General features: G+C 72.0%; 18 protein-coding genes. 11 read left to right on the forward strand and 7 right to left on the reverse strand.

The window, feature by feature from the left end:
• The first annotated feature begins 44 nt into the window (after nt 1-44).
• The 7 genes from IH80_RS0112225 (at nt 45) to IH80_RS0112255 (ending at nt 6,112) form a co-directional block, all read left to right on the forward strand.
• Complete coding sequence (locus tag IH80_RS0112225; RefSeq protein ID WP_030960014.1) at nt 45-893, forward strand: HipA family kinase; 849 nt, start codon at nt 45-47, stop codon at nt 891-893.
• Nucleotides 890-1,273 (forward strand): DUF3037 domain-containing protein, encoded by a 384-nt coding sequence (locus tag IH80_RS0112230; RefSeq protein WP_030960016.1) that lies wholly within the window; start codon nt 890-892, stop codon nt 1,271-1,273. The genes IH80_RS0112225 and IH80_RS0112230 overlap by 4 nt, the downstream gene beginning before the upstream one ends.
• Nucleotides 1,274-1,408: 135 nt before the next feature.
• On the forward strand, nt 1,409-2,170 hold the full coding sequence (gene fabG, locus IH80_RS0112235) for a 3-oxoacyl-ACP reductase FabG (protein WP_030960018.1): 762 nt from the start codon (nt 1,409-1,411) through the stop codon (nt 2,168-2,170).
• Between the two features lie 29 nt (nt 2,171-2,199).
• Complete coding sequence (locus IH80_RS0112240) at nt 2,200-2,961, forward strand: SDR family oxidoreductase (RefSeq protein ID WP_030960021.1); 762 nt, start codon at nt 2,200-2,202, stop codon at nt 2,959-2,961.
• 152 nt (nt 2,962-3,113) lie between these two features.
• On the forward strand, nt 3,114-4,697 hold the full coding sequence (locus tag IH80_RS0112245; RefSeq protein ID WP_030960023.1) for an ABC transporter substrate-binding protein: 1,584 nt from the start codon (nt 3,114-3,116) through the stop codon (nt 4,695-4,697).
• Between the two features lie 111 nt (nt 4,698-4,808).
• Nucleotides 4,809-5,477 carry a uracil-DNA glycosylase gene (locus IH80_RS0112250; RefSeq protein WP_030960024.1) on the forward strand — a complete coding sequence of 223 codons (669 nt, stop codon included), beginning with the start codon at nt 4,809-4,811 and terminating at the stop codon, nt 5,475-5,477.
• A gap of 95 nt (nt 5,478-5,572) precedes the next feature.
• Nucleotides 5,573-6,112 carry a hypothetical protein gene (locus IH80_RS0112255; RefSeq protein WP_051809184.1) on the forward strand — a complete coding sequence of 180 codons (540 nt, stop codon included), beginning with the start codon at nt 5,573-5,575 and terminating at the stop codon, nt 6,110-6,112.
• Nucleotides 6,113-6,145: 33 nt separating this feature from the next.
• On the opposite strand, the gene IH80_RS0112260 is transcribed toward IH80_RS0112255, so the two are convergent.
• Both IH80_RS0112260 and IH80_RS0112265 read right to left on the reverse strand, forming a co-directional pair.
• The gene (locus IH80_RS0112260) at nt 6,146-6,607 is read right to left on the reverse strand and encodes a hypothetical protein (protein WP_234432213.1); all 462 of its coding nucleotides are present in this window, start codon (nt 6,605-6,607) and stop codon (nt 6,146-6,148) included.
• Between the two features lie 198 nt (nt 6,608-6,805).
• Complete coding sequence (locus IH80_RS0112265) at nt 6,806-7,330, reverse strand: DinB family protein (RefSeq protein ID WP_030960028.1); 525 nt, start codon at nt 7,328-7,330, stop codon at nt 6,806-6,808.
• A gap of 84 nt (nt 7,331-7,414) precedes the next feature.
• Between IH80_RS0112265 and IH80_RS0112270 the strand changes: the two genes are divergently transcribed.
• Nucleotides 7,415-8,329: a Gfo/Idh/MocA family protein gene (locus IH80_RS0112270; RefSeq protein ID WP_030960030.1), complete on the forward strand. Its 915-nt coding sequence runs from the start codon at nt 7,415-7,417 to the stop codon at nt 8,327-8,329.
• Here IH80_RS0112270 and lnt read toward each other — a convergent pair.
• From lnt to IH80_RS0112295, 5 genes are all read right to left on the reverse strand, one after another.
• Nucleotides 8,265-9,848 (reverse strand): apolipoprotein N-acyltransferase, encoded by a 1,584-nt coding sequence (gene lnt, locus IH80_RS0112275; RefSeq protein WP_030960032.1) that lies wholly within the window; start codon nt 9,846-9,848, stop codon nt 8,265-8,267. The two genes, IH80_RS0112270 and lnt, sit on opposite strands and share 65 nt — an antisense overlap.
• A gap of 80 nt (nt 9,849-9,928) precedes the next feature.
• The gene (locus tag IH80_RS0112280) at nt 9,929-10,396 is read right to left on the reverse strand and encodes a nuclear transport factor 2 family protein (protein WP_030960033.1); all 468 of its coding nucleotides are present in this window, start codon (nt 10,394-10,396) and stop codon (nt 9,929-9,931) included.
• 69 nt (nt 10,397-10,465) lie between these two features.
• Nucleotides 10,466-10,642: a hypothetical protein gene (locus IH80_RS43680; protein WP_106967693.1), complete on the reverse strand. Its 177-nt coding sequence runs from the start codon at nt 10,640-10,642 to the stop codon at nt 10,466-10,468.
• 112 nt (nt 10,643-10,754) lie between these two features.
• Nucleotides 10,755-11,633: an undecaprenyl-diphosphate phosphatase gene (locus IH80_RS0112290; protein WP_030960034.1), complete on the reverse strand. Its 879-nt coding sequence runs from the start codon at nt 11,631-11,633 to the stop codon at nt 10,755-10,757.
• 48 nt (nt 11,634-11,681) lie between these two features.
• Nucleotides 11,682-12,410 (reverse strand): TVP38/TMEM64 family protein, encoded by a 729-nt coding sequence (locus tag IH80_RS0112295; RefSeq protein WP_030960035.1) that lies wholly within the window; start codon nt 12,408-12,410, stop codon nt 11,682-11,684.
• A gap of 49 nt (nt 12,411-12,459) precedes the next feature.
• Here IH80_RS0112295 and IH80_RS0112300 point away from each other — a divergent pair, with 49 nt between their 5' ends.
• The 3 genes from IH80_RS0112300 (at nt 12,460) to IH80_RS0112315 (ending at nt 15,579) form a co-directional block, all read left to right on the forward strand.
• Nucleotides 12,460-13,179, forward strand: a complete 720-nt coding sequence (locus IH80_RS0112300) for a DNA alkylation repair protein (RefSeq protein ID WP_030960037.1) — start codon at nt 12,460-12,462, stop codon at nt 13,177-13,179.
• Nucleotides 13,180-13,443: 264 nt separating this feature from the next.
• On the forward strand, nt 13,444-14,625 hold the full coding sequence (gene tuf, locus IH80_RS0112310) for an elongation factor Tu (protein WP_030960041.1): 1,182 nt from the start codon (nt 13,444-13,446) through the stop codon (nt 14,623-14,625).
• 99 nt (nt 14,626-14,724) lie between these two features.
• Nucleotides 14,725-15,579 carry a patatin-like phospholipase family protein gene (locus IH80_RS0112315; RefSeq protein ID WP_030960043.1) on the forward strand — a complete coding sequence of 285 codons (855 nt, stop codon included), beginning with the start codon at nt 14,725-14,727 and terminating at the stop codon, nt 15,577-15,579.
• The last annotated feature ends 9 nt before the right edge of the window (nt 15,580-15,588 follow it).

Here is a 15,588-nt window from a genome sequence, read left to right on the forward strand (position 1 = left end):
AAATCCTTTGATCGTGCACCTTGTCCGCCCGATAGCCTGGGAAAATGCTCACAGAAGTGATCGCGACCCGCTATGTGACGCCCCTGCGTGAGGGCGGCTCGCTCCCCGGGATCGTCGAGGCCGACGACTGCGGAACGTACGTCATGAAGTTCACCGGAGCCGGCCAGGGCCGCAAGACCCTGGTCGCCGAGGTCATCTGCGGCCGCCTGGCCCAGCGGCTGGGACTCAGGGTCCCCACGCTGGTGCAGATGCAGCTCGACCCCGTGATCGGGCTCGCCGAGCCCGACCAGGAGGTCCAGGAGCTGCTCAAGGCCAGCGGCGGCCTCAACCTCGGCATGGACTACCTGCCGGGCTCCATCGGCTTCGACCCGCTCGCCTACCGCGTGGACCCCGCCGAGGCCGGGCGCGTGGTCTGGTTCGACGCCCTCATCAACAACGTCGACCGGTCCTGGCGCAACCCGAACATGCTGGTCTGGCACGGGGACCTCTGGCTCATCGACCACGGCGCCACCATGATCTGGCACCACAACTGGCCCACGGCCCAGGCCGCCGCAGCCAAGCCCTACAACGCCTCCGACCACGTACTGGCCCCCGTGGGCCCGGACATCGAGGCGGCGGCCGCCGTACTCGCCCCGCTGGTCACCGAGGAACTGCTCACCGAGGTCACCGCCGAGGTCCCGGACGAGTGGCTCGTCGACGAGCCGGGCTTCGACTCCACCGACGCGCTGCGCCGCGCCTACGTGGAGGCGCTGGTGCCGCGCGCGGCCACGATCCACGAGAGGATCTCGCTGGAGGCCGAGGTGAAGGCGTCGGCCGGACCTCCCGGCTGGCTCACCGACCACCTGCCGGAATGGCCCCACAAGACCCACAAGAAGAAGAGCGGCGACGAGTGACCAAGCGGGACGTGTTCGAGTACGCGCTGGTGCGCGTGGTGCCCCGGATGGAACGCGGCGAATGTTTCAACGCCGGCGTGATCGTCTACTGCCGGGCGCATTCCTACGTGGCCGCGCGCACCCACCTCGACGAGGCGAAGCTCCTCGCGCTGGACCCGGGGGCCGACGTGGCCGGCGTACGGGCCGCCCTGCGCGGGGTCGAGGGCGTGTGCGGCGGCGGCGAGGCGGCGGGGCAGGCGGCGGGTGACGACGCCGGGCGCCGGTTCCGCTGGCTGATCGCCCCGCGCAGCACGGTGGTGCAGCCCGGGCCGGTGCACACCGGCCTGACGGCCGACCCCGCGGCGGAGGTGGAGCGGCTCCTGGACCTCCTCGTCCGCTGAGGGCGTGTCCCCGGCCGGTGTCGTACCGGCGGCCGTTGACACGGGGTGCCAGGGCTCCTAGCGTCTCCTCAGCTGAAGCTACTAAGCGGTTGCTCACCCCTGGGCGGCCGTCTCTCAAGGGCGAGGAGAACCAGCATGTCCACCACCGAGCAGCGCGTCGCCATCGTGACCGGGGCGGCCCGGGGCATCGGCGCGGCCACCGCCTTGCGCCTGGCCGCCGAGGGCCGCGCCGTCGCCGTACTCGACCTCGACGAGGCGGCCTGCAAGGACACCGTCGAGGCCATCACGGCGGCCGGCGGCCGGGCGCTGGCGGTCGGCTGCGACGTCTCGGACGGCGCCCAGGTGGAGGCGGCCGTCGAGCGCGTCGCCGCCGAACTCGGCGCTCCCACCATCCTGGTCAACAACGCGGGCGTGCTGCGCGACAACCTGCTGTTCAAGATGAGCGAGACCGACTGGGACACCGTCATGAACGTGCACCTGCGCGGTGCCTTCCTGATGTCGAAGGCCTGTCAGAAGTACATGGTGGAGGCGAAGTTCGGCCGCATCGTGAACCTCTCCAGCAGCTCGGCCCTCGGCAACCGCGGCCAGGTCAACTACTCGGCCGCCAAGGCCGGTCTGCAGGGTTTCACCAAGACCCTGGCCATCGAGCTCGGCAAGTTCGGCGTCACCGCCAACGCCGTCGCCCCCGGCTTCATCGTCACCGAGATGACCGCCCAGACGGCCGCCCGCGTCGGCATGGGCTTCGAGGACTTCCAGGCGGCCGCGGCCACCCAGATCCCGGTCCAGCGCGTCGGCCGCCCGGACGACATCGCCAACGCCATCGCCTTCTTCACCGGTGACGCCGCCGGCTTCGTCTCCGGCCAGGTCATGTACGTGGCCGGCGGCCCCCTCAACTGACGCACCGAACGAGAGGCAGGGCGCACGTCATGACGTACAGCGGTACCGACAGCGGCAAGGTCGCGCTGATCACCGGGGCGAGCCGGGGCATCGGCTACGGCATCGCCGAGGCGCTGGTCGCCCGGGGCGACCGGCTCTGCATCACCGGACGCAACGAGGAGGCCCTCAAGGAGGCCGTGGAGCGCCTCGGCGCGGACCGGGTGATCGGGGTCGCCGGGAAGGCGCACGACGAGGCCCACCAGGCCCACGCCGTCGAGCGCACGATGGAGGCCTTCGGCCGGGTCGACTTCCTGGTGAACAACGCCGGCACCAATCCGGTCTTCGGCCCGATCGCGGACCTCGACCTCGGGGTCGCGCGGAAGGTCTTCGAGACCAATGTGATCTCCGCGCTCGGCTTCGCCCAGCGGACCTGGCACGCCTGGCAGAAGGAGAACGGCGGCGCGATCGTGAACATCGCGTCGATCGCCGGCGTCTCCGCCTCGCCCTTCATCGGCGCGTACGGGATGAGCAAGGCCGCCATGGTCAACCTCACCCTCCAGCTCGCCCACGAGATGGCGCCGGGGGTCCGCGTGAACGCGATCGCCCCCGCGGTGGTCAAGACCAAGTTCGCCCAGGCGCTCTATGAGGGCCGGGAGCAGGAGGCCGCGACGGCCTATCCGCTCGGCCGGCTCGGTCTCCCCGAGGACATCGGCGGGGCCGCGGCGTTTCTTACATCTGCACAAGCGGAATGGATCACGGGCCAAACTCTGGTCGTCGACGGTGGGATGTTCCTCAATGCCGGGGTCCACTGACCGATAATCGGACGTATTTGCCTCCGAAAGGGAGGTAAATAGGTATCGAATATGCACGGAACCGGTCAAGTGCCTCACGAAACCAACCCATTGGATTCGTGGGGCACTGCGGTAGGGTCTGCCGCACCCCTGGCTGATCGAGGAGCGTGCACGTGTTCAACCGGACCAGATGCCTGCAGATCACTGCGGCCCTTGCGTCCATATCCCTGCTCGCCGGTTGCGGCCTGCTGTCGGATGACGACGGCGACGAGGCGAAGCGGATCGTCGTAGGGACCACGAGCGCGCCGAGCACCCTCGATCCCGCCGCGGCGTGGGACGGCTCCTGGGAGCTGTACCGGAACGTCTACCAGACCCTTCTGGCGTTCCCCACGGGCTCCACCAAGCCCCAGCCGGACGCCGCCCAGAACTGCGAGTTCACCGACGGTGCGAGCCAGGCCTACCGGTGCACCCTGCGCAAGGGCCTGAAGTTCTCCAACGGCGAGCCCCTCGACTCCAAGGCCGTCAAGCACTCCCTCGACCGGATCCGGACGATCGGCTCCAAGGTCGGCCCGAAGGACCTCTTCGGCAGCCTCGACAAGATCGAGACCCCCGACGCGCTGACGGTCGTCTTCCACCTGAAGACCTCGGACGCCACCTTCCCGTACGTCCTCGGCTCGCCCGCCGCCTCGCTGGTCGCGCCCAAGGACTACCCCGCCGACAAGGTGCGGGAGGACGGCAAGATCACCGGCTCGGGCCCCTACCTGCTGGACTCCTACAAGGACGGCGGCGAGGCCGTCCTGTCCGAGAACAAGGGCTACGCCGGCTTCGCGAACCGCCAGAACAAGGCCGTGACCATCCGCTACTACGCGGACTCCCAGAAGATGGTCGCGGACCTGAAGGCCAAGGAGCTGGACGCCACCTACCGAGGCCTGTCGGCCCCGCAGGTCACCGACCTCCAGAGCCCCGCCGCGCACGCGCTGGGCGTCCAGGTCGTCGAGAACGTCGGCGCCGAGATCCGCTACCTGGTCTTCAACCCCAAGGACCCGGCGGTCAACAAGCTCGCCGTCCGCCAGGCGATCGCCCAGATCGTCGACCGCGGCACCCTCGTCTCCAAGGTCTACCAGGGCACCGCGGAGCCGCTGTACTCGATGGTTCCCAAGGGCGTCGTCGGCCACAAGACGCCGTTCTACGACAAGTACGGCGCCGCGGACGTCGGCAAGGCCAAGAAGATCCTCAAGGAGGCCGGGATCAACCAGCCGGTCGACCTGACCTTCTGGTACACCACCGACCGGTACGGCTCCTCCACTGCCGAGGAGTTCACCGAGCTCAAGAGGCAGCTGGACGAGAGCGGCCTGTTCCGGATCACCCTGCGCAGCCAGCCCTGGAAGGCCTTCCAGGAGGGCTACAAGGGCCAGGAGTACCCGGTCTTCGGCCGAGGCTGGTTCCCCGACTTCCCGGACCCGGACAACTTCATCGCGCCGTTCGTCGGCAAGGAGAACGCGGTCGGCACCCCGTACGAGCAGAACGAGATCATCACCGACCTGCTGCCCAAGTCCCGTCGCGACGGAGACCGCTCCACCGGGGTGCAGGAGTTCGAGAAGGCCCAGCAGATCTTCGCCGAGGACGTCCGGCTGCTGCCCCTGTGGCAGGGCAAGCTGTACGTGGCCGCGCGCGAGGACATCGCGGGCGCCGAGCGGGCCCTCGACCCGCAGACGGCCATGCAGATGTGGGAGCTGTACCGCAAGACCAGCTGGTAGCCGCGGTGCCGCCCGGGTGATCTCCCGGGCGGCCGACGCGTTGTCAGTGGCCCCCGGTAGGTTCTGGAGCAGTTGCACGAACTTGTACCGGAGGTTGTCGCCGTGACCCAGATGCTGCCCGAGTCCTGGCTCCCCGTCCTCGGCGGGGAGCTGGACCAGCCCTACTTCAAAGAGCTCATCGAGTTCGTCGAGAAGGAGCGGGCGAACGGGCCGGTCTACCCGCCCCGCGAGCAGGTGTTCGCGGCCCTGGACGCCACGCCCTTCGAGCAGGTGAAGGTCCTCGTCCTCGGCCAGGACCCCTACCACGGCGCCGGCCAGGGCCACGGCCTGTGCTTCTCCGTGCAGCCCGGGGTCAAGACCCCGCCCTCGCTGCGCAACATCTACAAGGAGATGAAGGAGGAGCTCGGCCTGGAGGTCCCGGACAACGGGTACCTGATGCCGTGGGCCCAGCAGGGAGTCCTGCTGCTCAACGCGGTGCTGACCGTCCGCGAGGCCGAGCCGAACTCGCACAAGGGCAAGGGCTGGGAGAAGTTCACCGACGCCGTGATCCGCGCGGTCTCCGACCGCCCCGACCCGGCCGTGTTCGTCCTGTGGGGCGCCTACGCCCAGAAGAAGATCCCGCTCATCGACGAGGAGCGGCACGTGATCGTCAAGGGCGCCCACCCCTCGCCGCTGTCCGCCAAGAAGTTCTTCGGCTCCCGGCCCTTCACGCAGATCAACGAGGCCATCGCCGCCCAGGGACATGAGCCGATCGACTGGCGGATCCCGGACCTCGGCTGACGCCCCACCGCGCCTCGGCGCCATCGCCGGTACCTCCGGCTAGCTTCTTGATGATCAGACCGGCGCAGGTCTGGCAGAGTGAGCCGGAGGCCGCGGTGACCGAGCAGCAGGAGGCGTCGGAGGACGCCGTCATGACGAGGATCGGCCAGGCGGTCATCCTGCTGCACGCAGGGGACCGCGAGGAGGCCCGCAACCGGCTCGGCGAGATCTGGCAGGAGATCGGCGAGGAGGGCGACTGCCTGCACCGGTGCACCCTCGCCCACTACATGGCCGACGCCCAGGACGATCCCGCCGACGAGCTGGCCTGGGACCTGCGGGCCCTGACCGCCGCCGACGCCTCGCGCGACGGGCCCGGCACCGGCTGCGGGGACGGACGCCCGGTGCAGCGGGAACCGCGCCCCGCGATGCGCGTCTTCTACCCGTCCCTGCACCTCAGCCTGGCCGCCGACTACCTGAAGCTGCAGCGGCCGGATGCCGCCCGGGTCCACCTGGCGCGGGCCCGCGCGGCCTCCGCGGCGCTGGCGGACGACGGCTACGGCAACGGCGTACGGGCGGGAATCGCACGGCTGGAGCGCCGCCTCGCCGGGGAAACGGGGCCGGGACCCGGCCCCCGGCCCTTTCCCGAACAGTCCTAGGGTCGTGTCGGCGATCAGGCCGACCGCCTTCGGTCAGCCCCCGTGGACGCCCGCGCAGATCCGGGCCTCCGGGCTGTCGGGATGCCAGCGGCCGTGGCGGCGGCCGAGCGCGCAGACGTCGGCGGGCCGCACGGGAAGCTTCCGCACGAGCTCACGCTCCGCCTCGGTGTCGGGCCGGGCATGGCGCCGGGGGCCGTCAGGGCGCCCCTGAGCGGGTTCGGCGGCCCGCCGTGGCTCCGGGATGTCGGGGACCGGCGGCGCGTCCTGTACGGGCCCGCCGGAGGCGCCCCGTGCGGGCTGTCCGGCGGCCCGTACGGCGGGGGCCGCGGCCGCCGGCCGCGCGGGCTGCTCCGGGGCCGCCTCGACCGCCTCCAGCGCCTCCAGGGCGGGGGCGCGGACGGCGACCGGGTCGGCCCCCGGCCCGCTGCGCGGCGCGTGCCGGGGCGGTACCCCAGCGGCGGGGGCCGCCGCGGGCTGCACGGGTCCGGGGCTCACTTGAACACAGCCGGACACCGCCGAAACGGCGCAGGCGACTCCGAGGAGCAGCTTTGTCGTGGTTCGCGTTGGATGCACCCGCGCAACTCTGCTGTGCGAGGACCCCGTTGTGAAAACCGGGAGCCCATATTCACCCCGCACGGGTGACGCGCGGCGGGGTGACCGGCGGACACCCGCCACCCCGGGCCGCGCTGCGGCTCACTCGCCGGTGGTGCCGTCTATGTGCTCGCGCAGCAGGTCCGCGTGCCCGTTGTGGCGCGCGTACTCCTCGATCATGTGGGTGTAGACCCAGCGCAGGCTGAACACCTCGCCCCGGCGGTGGCTCGCGGCGTCCGAGCGCAGGTCGAGCGAGCGGCCCGCGGCGGCCCGGCGCGCGAGTTCGACCTCCGCCCGCCACACCTGCTCGGTCTCGGCCCAGGTGGCCGCCTCGGTGAAGTGGAAGTCGCCGTCCCGGTCCTCGTCCGTGACGTACAGCTCGGGCAGGTCCTCGCCCAGCATGATCTCCCGGAACCAGTACCGCTCCACCTCCGCCATGTGCCGTACGAGCCCGAGAAGACTCAACTCGGAAGGCGCGAGCGGGGTCCTGCGCAGCTCCTCGTCCTGCAGTCCCTCGCACTTCCACAGGAGGGTGGCGCGGTGGTAGTCGAGCCAGCCGTCGAGCATCTCCCGCTCGTCGGCGGTGGTGGACGGTTCGGCGCGGTGTGATCCTGAACTGGTGGTCATGTGGCCCATCCTGAGCGAACCGGGCCCCCGGCCACCAGGGATTAAGCTGCCGGAATCCCACAAGGAACGAACCTGGAGGCCCCGGTGAAGGTCGGCTGCATCGGACTCGGCGACATCGCGCAGAAGGCGTACCTGCCCGTCCTCACCACCCGCGCGGACATCGAACTGCACCTGCAGACCCGCACCCCCGAGACCCTGGAACGGGTCGGCGGGATCCACCGCGTCCCGGCGGCGCACCGGCACACCGACCTCGACGCCCTGCTCGCCGAGGGGCTGGACGCGGCCTTCGTGCACGCGCCGACCGCCTCCCACCCCGAGATCGTCACCCGGCTGCTGGAGGCCGGCGTACCGACGTACGTGGACAAGCCGCTCGCCTACGAGCTGACGGCGTCACGGCATCTGGTCGAACTGGCCGAGGAGCGCGGGGTGTCGCTCGCCGTCGGCTTCAACCGCCGCTACGCGCCCGGCTACGCGCAGTGCGCCGACCACCCGCGCGAGCTGATCGTCCTGCAGAAGAACCGGATCGGGCTGCCCGAGGACCCGCGCACCCTCGTGCTCGACGACTTCATCCACGTCGTCGACACCCTGCGCTTCCTGCTGCCGGGCGAAGCCGAGCACACCGACGTCCGCGCCGTGGTGCGCGACGGCCTGATGCACCAGGTGGTGCTCCACCTCTCCGGCGCCGGCTTCAGCGCGCTCGGCATCATGAACCGCCTGTCCGGATCCAACGAGGAGGTCCTGGAGGTATCGGGCCGGGACACCAAGCGGCAGGTCGTCAACCTCGCCGAGGTCATCGACCACAAGGGCCAGCCGACCGTGCGGCGGCGCGGGGACTGGGTGTCCGTCGCCCGCCAGCGCGGCATCGAGCAGGTGGTGGACCACTTCCTGGAGGCGGTCGCGGCGGGCCGGACGCTCAGTGCGCGCGACGCGCTGCTCACCCACGAGCTGTGCGAGCTGGTGGTGGACTCGGCACTGGCGCAGGCGCAGAAGGCCTCGTGACCCTCGTGACCCAACGGGCGCCCGCCGCACCGCAGTAGAGGGCCAGGGCGGCGAGGGCCGCGGTCACCGGCCAGTCCCCGAAGCGGACGTAGAGGGTCGGGCCCAGGGCGAGCGGCACCTCGTACACTTCCGCGGTCCGCGCCGACGTCGGCAGGGCGGCCCCGATCCGCTCGCCGGAGGGGCCGTGCACGACGCTGACCCCCGTCAGGGTGGCGTGCACCACCGGACGGCCGTTCTCGGCCGCCCTCAGGGCCGCCAGCGAGGCGTGCTGGGCCGGCGCCCAGCTCTCCTGGAAGGTGGAGGTGGCCGACTGGGCTATCAGCAGGGAGGCCCCGTCGCGGGTCAGGCGCCGGCTCATGTCGGGGAACGCGGACTCGAAGCAGACCAGCGGGCCGAGACGGACCACCGTGCCCCCGTCCCGCCGTCCCGGCAGGTCCATGACGACCGGAGCGTCCCCGCGCATGCGGTCCTCGCCGGCCGCCCTGCCGACCGAGGTCGCCCAGCCCAGCAGCGACCGGGCCGGCACGTACTCCCCGAACGGGACCAGCCGCATCTTGTCGTACCGGTCACCCGTCGGGCCGCCCGGGCCGACCAGCACGGCGCTCTTGTAGATCCCGGGCCGGTCCGCCCGCCGCGCATCCACGTTCACCAGCAGCGGAGCCCCGACCTCCGCCGACAGCGCGGCGAGCCGACGGGTCAGGTCCGGGCGGGCCGACAGGTCCTCACCCACGCTGCTCTCGCCCCACACCACCAGGTCCACCCGCTGCCCGGCCAGCGGCCGGGTCAGCCGCTCACCGGCGGCGAACCGCCGCTCCGCGCTGTCCGGGCCGTCGGGCACCGGACCCGGCTGTACGACGGCCACCCGCAGCCCGCCCGAATCCGCCGGCCGGACCGCCCACACCCACACCGCACCCGTCAGCAGCGCACAGCCCGTGAGCCCGGCCACGGCCGGGACCCGCGCCCCCGGCACGGCGACCAGCAGCACCACGGCGCAGTTCACCGCCACCACCAGCAGGCTGATCAGCCACACCCCGCCCACCGACGCCAGCCGCAGCGCGGGCGGCACCTGCCACTGACTGGCCCCCAGCAGCCCCCACGGCCCGCCCAGCCCCTGCCAGGACCGGACCAGCTCCGACAGCAGCCACCCCGCCGGTACGAGGACCAGCGCCCGGGCCGCCCGGCCCGCCGAGGGACGGCCGCCGAGCAGCTCCCGCACGAGCAGCGCCCAGGGGATCCACAACACCCCCAGCAGAGCCGCCACCGGGACCAGGAACACATGCAGGCTCGGCAGCAGCCAGTGGTGCACGGCCAGGATGAACCCGGCGCCGCCGAGCCAGCCCTCCAGGGCCGCCCGCCGCCCGCCGGAGGCCGATCTCAGCAGCAGCATCCAGGGCACCAGGGCCACGTAGGCGAACCACCAGAGCGCGGGAGCGGGGAACGCGAGGGCGGGCAGCGCCCCGGCGGCCACTGCGGCGGGCGCGCGCCAGCGGCCGGACCACCCGTTGTGCGTGACGATCATGGCGCGCCTCCGCTTCCAGTGTGGCAGTGCAGGGCAGAACCGCCCTCCGGGCCGCGCGGGCGGGCCCGGCTCCCGCCGGCTCACGCGGTCATGTGCCGCCACTTCTCGTGCACGGTGACACGGGTGAGCCGCCAGCCGTCCCGGGTGCGCGCCAGGGCGAAGGTGTAGCGCCCGGCGGCCACGAAATCGGGCGAGGTGACGGTGCCGTCGTCCTCCGGTCCCGCCAGGCGCATCGGGTTCAGGAAGTCGGCCCGGACCTCGGCACGGTCTCCGGGCGATCCCGCGACGTCCTCCAGCCGGATCAGCCGGTTGACGATCAGGTGCTGACGTACGGGGAAGAGCTTCATCGTCTCCGCGAGCCAGTCCGCGACCTGCGCCACCGGACCCTCGATCCCGCCCGCCGAGCTGTAGTCGGCCCGCCCGTCGGCGGTGAACAGGGCCCGGTAGGCGTCCCAGTCGCCGTCGTCGACGGCCACCGCGTAGCCGGTGACCACGTCGTCGATCGCCAGCCGGTCCATCACCGTCGCGAGATCCACACGCTGCGTCATCGGGTCAGTGTGGGGCTGCGCGGGCGCGAGGCCAAGGGGTGTGCGCCGACGGGATCTCCCCGCGGCCGGTCAGTGACCGGAACGCGCCTCCCGCTGCCGGACCACCACGAGGAACGCGTCGCTGGCGAGATCCATGACCACCTCGGCCGGCACGCCCTCGCGCATCCGCTGCGCCGCGTACTCCTCGGCGGGCCAGCTTCCCCGCGGACTTCCGGCCGGAAAACGCTCCAGTACCACGCGACCCATGGGACACCCCCTGCTGCTTGCGTTGCGCTCTCTTCGTCAACAACGACGCGGAGGCCGCCCGGGAACGTTCCCGGGCGGCCTCCGATTCACGCGAAGTGGTGGTGCGGGCCCGCTACGAGCCGGACTCGCCGGCGTGCGGGCTCAGCACGTCCGTGCCGATCAGCACGAACAGCAGGATGCCCAGCAGGATCCGGTAGATCACGAACGGCATGAAGCTCTTGGTGGTGATGAACTTCATGAACCACGCGATCACGGCGTAACCCACGAAGAAGGCGATGACCGTCGCGAAGATCGTGGGACCCCAGGAGATGTGGCCCGGTTCCTCCATCACGTCCTTGATCTCGAAGGCACCCGAGGCCAGCACGGCCGGGATGGCGAGGAGGAAGGAGTAACGGGCCGCCGCCTCGCGGGTGAAGCCCAGCAGCAGACCGCCGGAGATCGTCGCGCCGGACCGGGAGACACCCGGGATCAGCGCCATCGCCTGGCAGAAGCCGAAGATCAGGCCGTCCTTGACGCCCAGCTGCTGGAGCGTCTTGCGCTCACGGATCGCCCGGTGCCGGCCGCCCTCCTCGTCGCGCGCGGCCAGCCGGTCGGCGACACCCAGCACGATGCCCATCACGATGAGGGTCGTGGCCGTCAGCCGCAGGTCGCGGGCCGGACCGACGATCGCGTCCTTGAAGACGAGGCCGAGGATGCCGATCGGGAGCGATCCGACGATCACCAGCCAGCCCATCTTGGCGTCCTGTTCGGAGCGCAGGGCCTTCGTGTACAGGGACCGGAACCAGGTGGAGACGATCCGTGCGATGTCCTTGCGGAAGTAGATCAGCACGGCGGCCTCGGTGCCGATCTGGGTGATGGCCGTGAAGGCCGCTCCTGGGTCGTGCCAGCCGGCGAATGCCGCGGTCAGCCGCAGGTGGGCGCTGGAGGAGATCGGGAGGAACTCCGTAAGCCCCTGGACGAGACCGAGGATTAGGGATTCGAACCAGCTCATGTCGGGGTGCGCTCGTCCTTGTGATCGTCGGGCAGTTCGCCCCCGATGCTAGGGCCCGTGTGAAGCGCCGCTGACCACAGGGGGGTGCTGGGGCGTCAGTTCGTACGCCGGACCGTCGTTCCGAGGGGCTGCCAGACGGTGCCTTTTGCGCCAGCCGACGACTCCGGCGGCCACCACGGAGAGCACGATGAAGCCGAACGAGACGAGGAAGGCGGGGGACCCGGGGGAGGACGCGCTGGCCCCCGCGATCACGTACGCCGTGGTGTTCGGGACCACTCCGAGCGCCGTCGCGAGCAGGAAGGGCGCCCAGCCGCAGCGGGACACCGCGGCGCCGTAGTTGGCCACGACGAAGGGCACCCCGGGGAAGAGCCGCACCGCCAGCATCGAGCGGAATCCGTGCCGGCTGAGCTGCCCGTCGGCCGCCTCCAGCAGACGTCCGCGCAGGAACGGACGCAAAGCCTCCTGCCCCATGACCCGGCCCAGCCCGAAGGCGATGCCCGCACCCAGCACGGTGCCCCCGACCGCCGCGACGAGGCCGAACTGCGTGCCGAAGACGGCTCCCGCGGCCAGGTTGAGCAGGGGACGCGGCACGAACGCGGCCGAGCACACGCCGTACACGGCTGCGAACAGCAGAACGGCCGCGCCGACCGGGAGACCGGGGGGCCAGCCCTCCGAGAGGATCCGCTGGGGTTCGTAGACCAGCACGCACGCACCGGCCGCCGCGAGCAGCACGACGAGCAGCGCCAGCCGGGTCCACGGAGCGAGGAGGAGGGACATCCCGGGAGACTAGCCGAGGTATGCGGCATCGCGCCGTAATCTGGGCCTCATGCTGTCGAACGACGGACGGCCCCCCGGGGTTCCCCGCAGCGACCTCGCGGACACCCTGCTGGAGCGGCTCACCGGGACGTACCCGGCCGCGGCCGATCCCGTGCGGGCCGACGCCATGGGCGCGTACATGAAACACGTCGCACCCTTCCTCGGCATCCCCGCACCACTGCGCCGGGACCTGTCGAAGACAGTGACCAAGAACACCCCCCGGCCGTCGGAGACGGACTGCGTGGCGCTCGCGCTGCGCTGCTGGCGGCTTCCGGAGCGGGAGTACCACTACTTCGCCGTGGACTACCTGCGCCGCCACGTCGCCCGCTGCTCCTCCGGCTCCCTCCCGGTCATGCGGCACCTGATCACCACCGTCCCCTGGTGGGACACCGTCGACCTGCTCGCCGTGCACGCGGTCGGCCCGCTGGTGGCCGCCGACCCGGACCGCCTGGGCCCAGTGATGGACGAGTGGATCGAGAGCGAGGACCTGTGGCTCGCCCGCACCGCCCTCCTCCACCAGCTCCGCCACAAGGACTCCACCGACACCGGGCGGCTCTTCGCCCACTGCCGCCGCCGGGCCGGCGACCCGGACTTCTTCCTCCGCAAAGCCATCGGCTGGGCCCTGCGCGAGTACGCCAGGACGGACCCCGACGCGGTGCGCGCCTTCGTCGACGCCGAACGCGACGCCCTGTCCCCGCTGTCCGTGCGCGAAGCGCTCAAGAACCTCTGAGCGCCCGCCGGTTCGCCCGTTAAATCGTTCGACGGGCACGGGACGGTCCGGCAGGATCAGTGGCATGTCCCGGTACGCCTTCCCCGCAGCGCCGTCCGCAGTCGCGGACGCGCCGAAGGCTGCCGAATTCGCGGACGCACCCGTCTTCGCCGCATTCGACGGCGCACGAAGCTGACCCTTCCCGGATCGTCCGGCGGACCCCGCAGGGGGAGGGTCGGCTCGGTTCAGGGGTCCCGGCACGCTTCGAGCACACGGGAAGACATCATGGCCAAGACGGCCTTCGTGCGGACCAAGCCGCACCTCAACATCGGCACCATGGGTCACGTCGACCACGGCAAGACCACCCTCACCGCCGCCATCACCAAGGTCCTCGCCGAGCGCGGGGGCGCCTCCTTCGTGCCCTTCGACCGCATCGACCGGGCCCCCGAGGAGGCCCGCCGCGGCATCACCATCAACCTCACGCACGTCGAGTACGAGACCGACACCCGCCACTACGCCCACGTCGACATGCCCGGTCACGCGGACTACATCAAGAACATGGTCACGGGGGCCGCGCAGCTCGACGGCGCGATCCTCGTCGTCTCCGCGCTCGACGGGGTCATGCCCCAGACCGCCGAGCACGTGCTCCTCGCCCGCCAGGTCGGCGTCGACCACATCGTGGTCGCGCTCAACAAGGCCGACGCCGGGGACCCCGAGCTGACCGACCTGGTCGAGCTGGAGGTCCGCGAGCTGCTCACCGCGCACGGCTACGGCGGTGACGCCGCACCCGTCGTACGGGTCTCCGGGCTCGGGGCACTCGAGGGCGACCCGCGGTGGACCGGGGCGATCGAGGCGCTGCTGGACGCCGTGGACACCTACGTGCCGACGCCCGTGCGGTACACGCAGGCGCCGTTCCTGCTGCCCGTCGAGAACGTGCTGACGATCACCGGCCGCGGGACGGTCGTGACCGGCGCCGTCGAGCGCGGCGGCGTGCGCCTCGGCGACCGCGTCACCGTCCTGGGCGGTGACGGCGAGCCGCTCGAGACGGTCGTCACCGGCCTGGAGACCTTCGGGAAGCCGATGGAGTCCGCCGAGGCCGGGGACAACGTTGCGCTCCTGCTGCGCGGGGTGCCCCGCGACGGCGTGCGCCGCGGGCACGTGGTGGCCGCCCCCGGCAGCGTGACGCCCAAGCGGCGCTTCACCGCGCAGGTGTACGTGCTCTCCGGACGCGAGGGCGGCCGTACGACCCCGGTGGCCAGCGGCTACCGGCCGCAGTTCTACATCCGTACCGCCGACGTGGTCGGGGACGTGGACCTGGGGGCCGCGGGCGTCGCCCGGCCCGGCGAGACGGTCACGATGACCGTCGAGCTCGGACGGGACGTCCCGCTGGAGGCGGGGCTCGGCTTCGCCATCCGTGAGGGCGGACGGACCGTCGGCGCCGGGACGGTGACGGCCGTCCTGGGCTGACCCGCCCGACCGGGACCCCGCTGTGGTGACGGCAGGAAGGCTGCGCCAGACTGCCGTCACCACCAGCACGCGCGGACACGACGGAGGGGGCGGGCGGAGATGGGCGACACGGCACTGGTGCTCGGCGGCGGCGGACTGACCGGCATCGGCTGGGAGTGCGGGATCCTCTACGGGCTCGCCCGCGCGGGCGTGGACCTCACCACCGCGGACCTGGTCGTCGGCACCTCGGCCGGATCGGTGGTCGGCGCCCAGCTCACCTCCGGCCGGCTCAGCCCCCAGGCGTTGTACGAGCGCCAGCTCGGCGACGCCGCCGGGGAGGCCGTCGCGAAACTGGGAGCGGGCGTCATCGCCCGGTACGCGCTGGCGATGGCGCGCTCGCGCCGCGACGCGGCCGCCTACCGCCGGCGGGTGGGGGCGATGGCCCTGGCCGCGGACACCGGCCGCGAGGCGGAGCGCCGCAAGGTACTGGCGGCCCGGCTCGTCTCGCACGAGTGGCCCGAGCGGCGGCTCGTGGTCACCGCGGTGGACGCCCTCACCGGTGAGCTCGAGGCATTCGACCGGGAGAGCGGCAGCGGGCTGGTCGACGCGGTGGCGGCGAGCTGCGCCGTGCCCGGGGTATGGCCCCCGGTCACGGTCGGCGAACGCCGTTTCATCGACGGGGGCGTCCGCTCCGCCACCAACGCCGACCTCGCCGCCGGGCACGCGCGCGTGGTGATCATCGCCCCGATCGCACTCGGCTCGGAGCTCGTCCCCGCACCGGCCGCACAGGCGGCCCGGCTGCGCGAGGCGGGGGCGAAGGTGCTGCTCATCACCCCGTCGGCCACGGCCCGCAAGGCCTTCGGGCGCAACGTCCTGGACCCGGCCCGGCGGGACCCGGCGGCCCGGGCCGGACTGGCACAGGCCGCGGAGCACGTCGCCGACGCGGCGGCCGTCTGGTCGGACGGGAAGGCCTGAGGCCCCCGC

Origin of the sequence: Streptomyces sp. NRRL S-378 (genome assembly GCF_000720645.1) — a bacterium.
In the GTDB taxonomy this organism is placed as follows: domain Bacteria; phylum Actinomycetota; class Actinomycetes; order Streptomycetales; family Streptomycetaceae; genus Streptomyces.

Coding starts and splice junctions, on each gene's coding strand:
- IH80_RS0112250 (WP_030960024.1), top strand. CDS start 4,809: ATGCTGCCCGAGTCCTGGCTCCCCGTCCTCGGCGGGGAGCTGGACCAG.
- IH80_RS0112225 (WP_030960014.1), top strand. CDS start 45: ATGCTCACAGAAGTGATCGCGACCCGCTATGTGACGCCCCTGCGTGAG.
- IH80_RS0112280 (WP_030960033.1), bottom strand. CDS start 10,396: ATGACGCAGCGTGTGGATCTCGCGACGGTGATGGACCGGCTGGCGATC.
- lnt (WP_030960032.1), bottom strand. CDS start 9,848: ATGATCGTCACGCACAACGGGTGGTCCGGCCGCTGGCGCGCGCCCGCC.
- tuf (WP_030960041.1), top strand. CDS start 13,444: ATGGCCAAGACGGCCTTCGTGCGGACCAAGCCGCACCTCAACATCGGC.
- IH80_RS0112265 (WP_030960028.1), bottom strand. CDS start 7,330: ATGACCACCAGTTCAGGATCACACCGCGCCGAACCGTCCACCACCGCC.
- IH80_RS0112300 (WP_030960037.1), top strand. CDS start 12,460: ATGCTGTCGAACGACGGACGGCCCCCCGGGGTTCCCCGCAGCGACCTC.
- IH80_RS0112315 (WP_030960043.1), top strand. CDS start 14,725: ATGGGCGACACGGCACTGGTGCTCGGCGGCGGCGGACTGACCGGCATC.
- IH80_RS0112240 (WP_030960021.1), top strand. CDS start 2,200: ATGACGTACAGCGGTACCGACAGCGGCAAGGTCGCGCTGATCACCGGG.
- IH80_RS0112290 (WP_030960034.1), bottom strand. CDS start 11,633: ATGAGCTGGTTCGAATCCCTAATCCTCGGTCTCGTCCAGGGGCTTACG.
- IH80_RS43680 (WP_106967693.1), bottom strand. CDS start 10,642: ATGGGTCGCGTGGTACTGGAGCGTTTTCCGGCCGGAAGTCCGCGGGGA.
- fabG (WP_030960018.1), top strand. CDS start 1,409: ATGTCCACCACCGAGCAGCGCGTCGCCATCGTGACCGGGGCGGCCCGG.
- IH80_RS0112295 (WP_030960035.1), bottom strand. CDS start 12,410: ATGTCCCTCCTCCTCGCTCCGTGGACCCGGCTGGCGCTGCTCGTCGTG.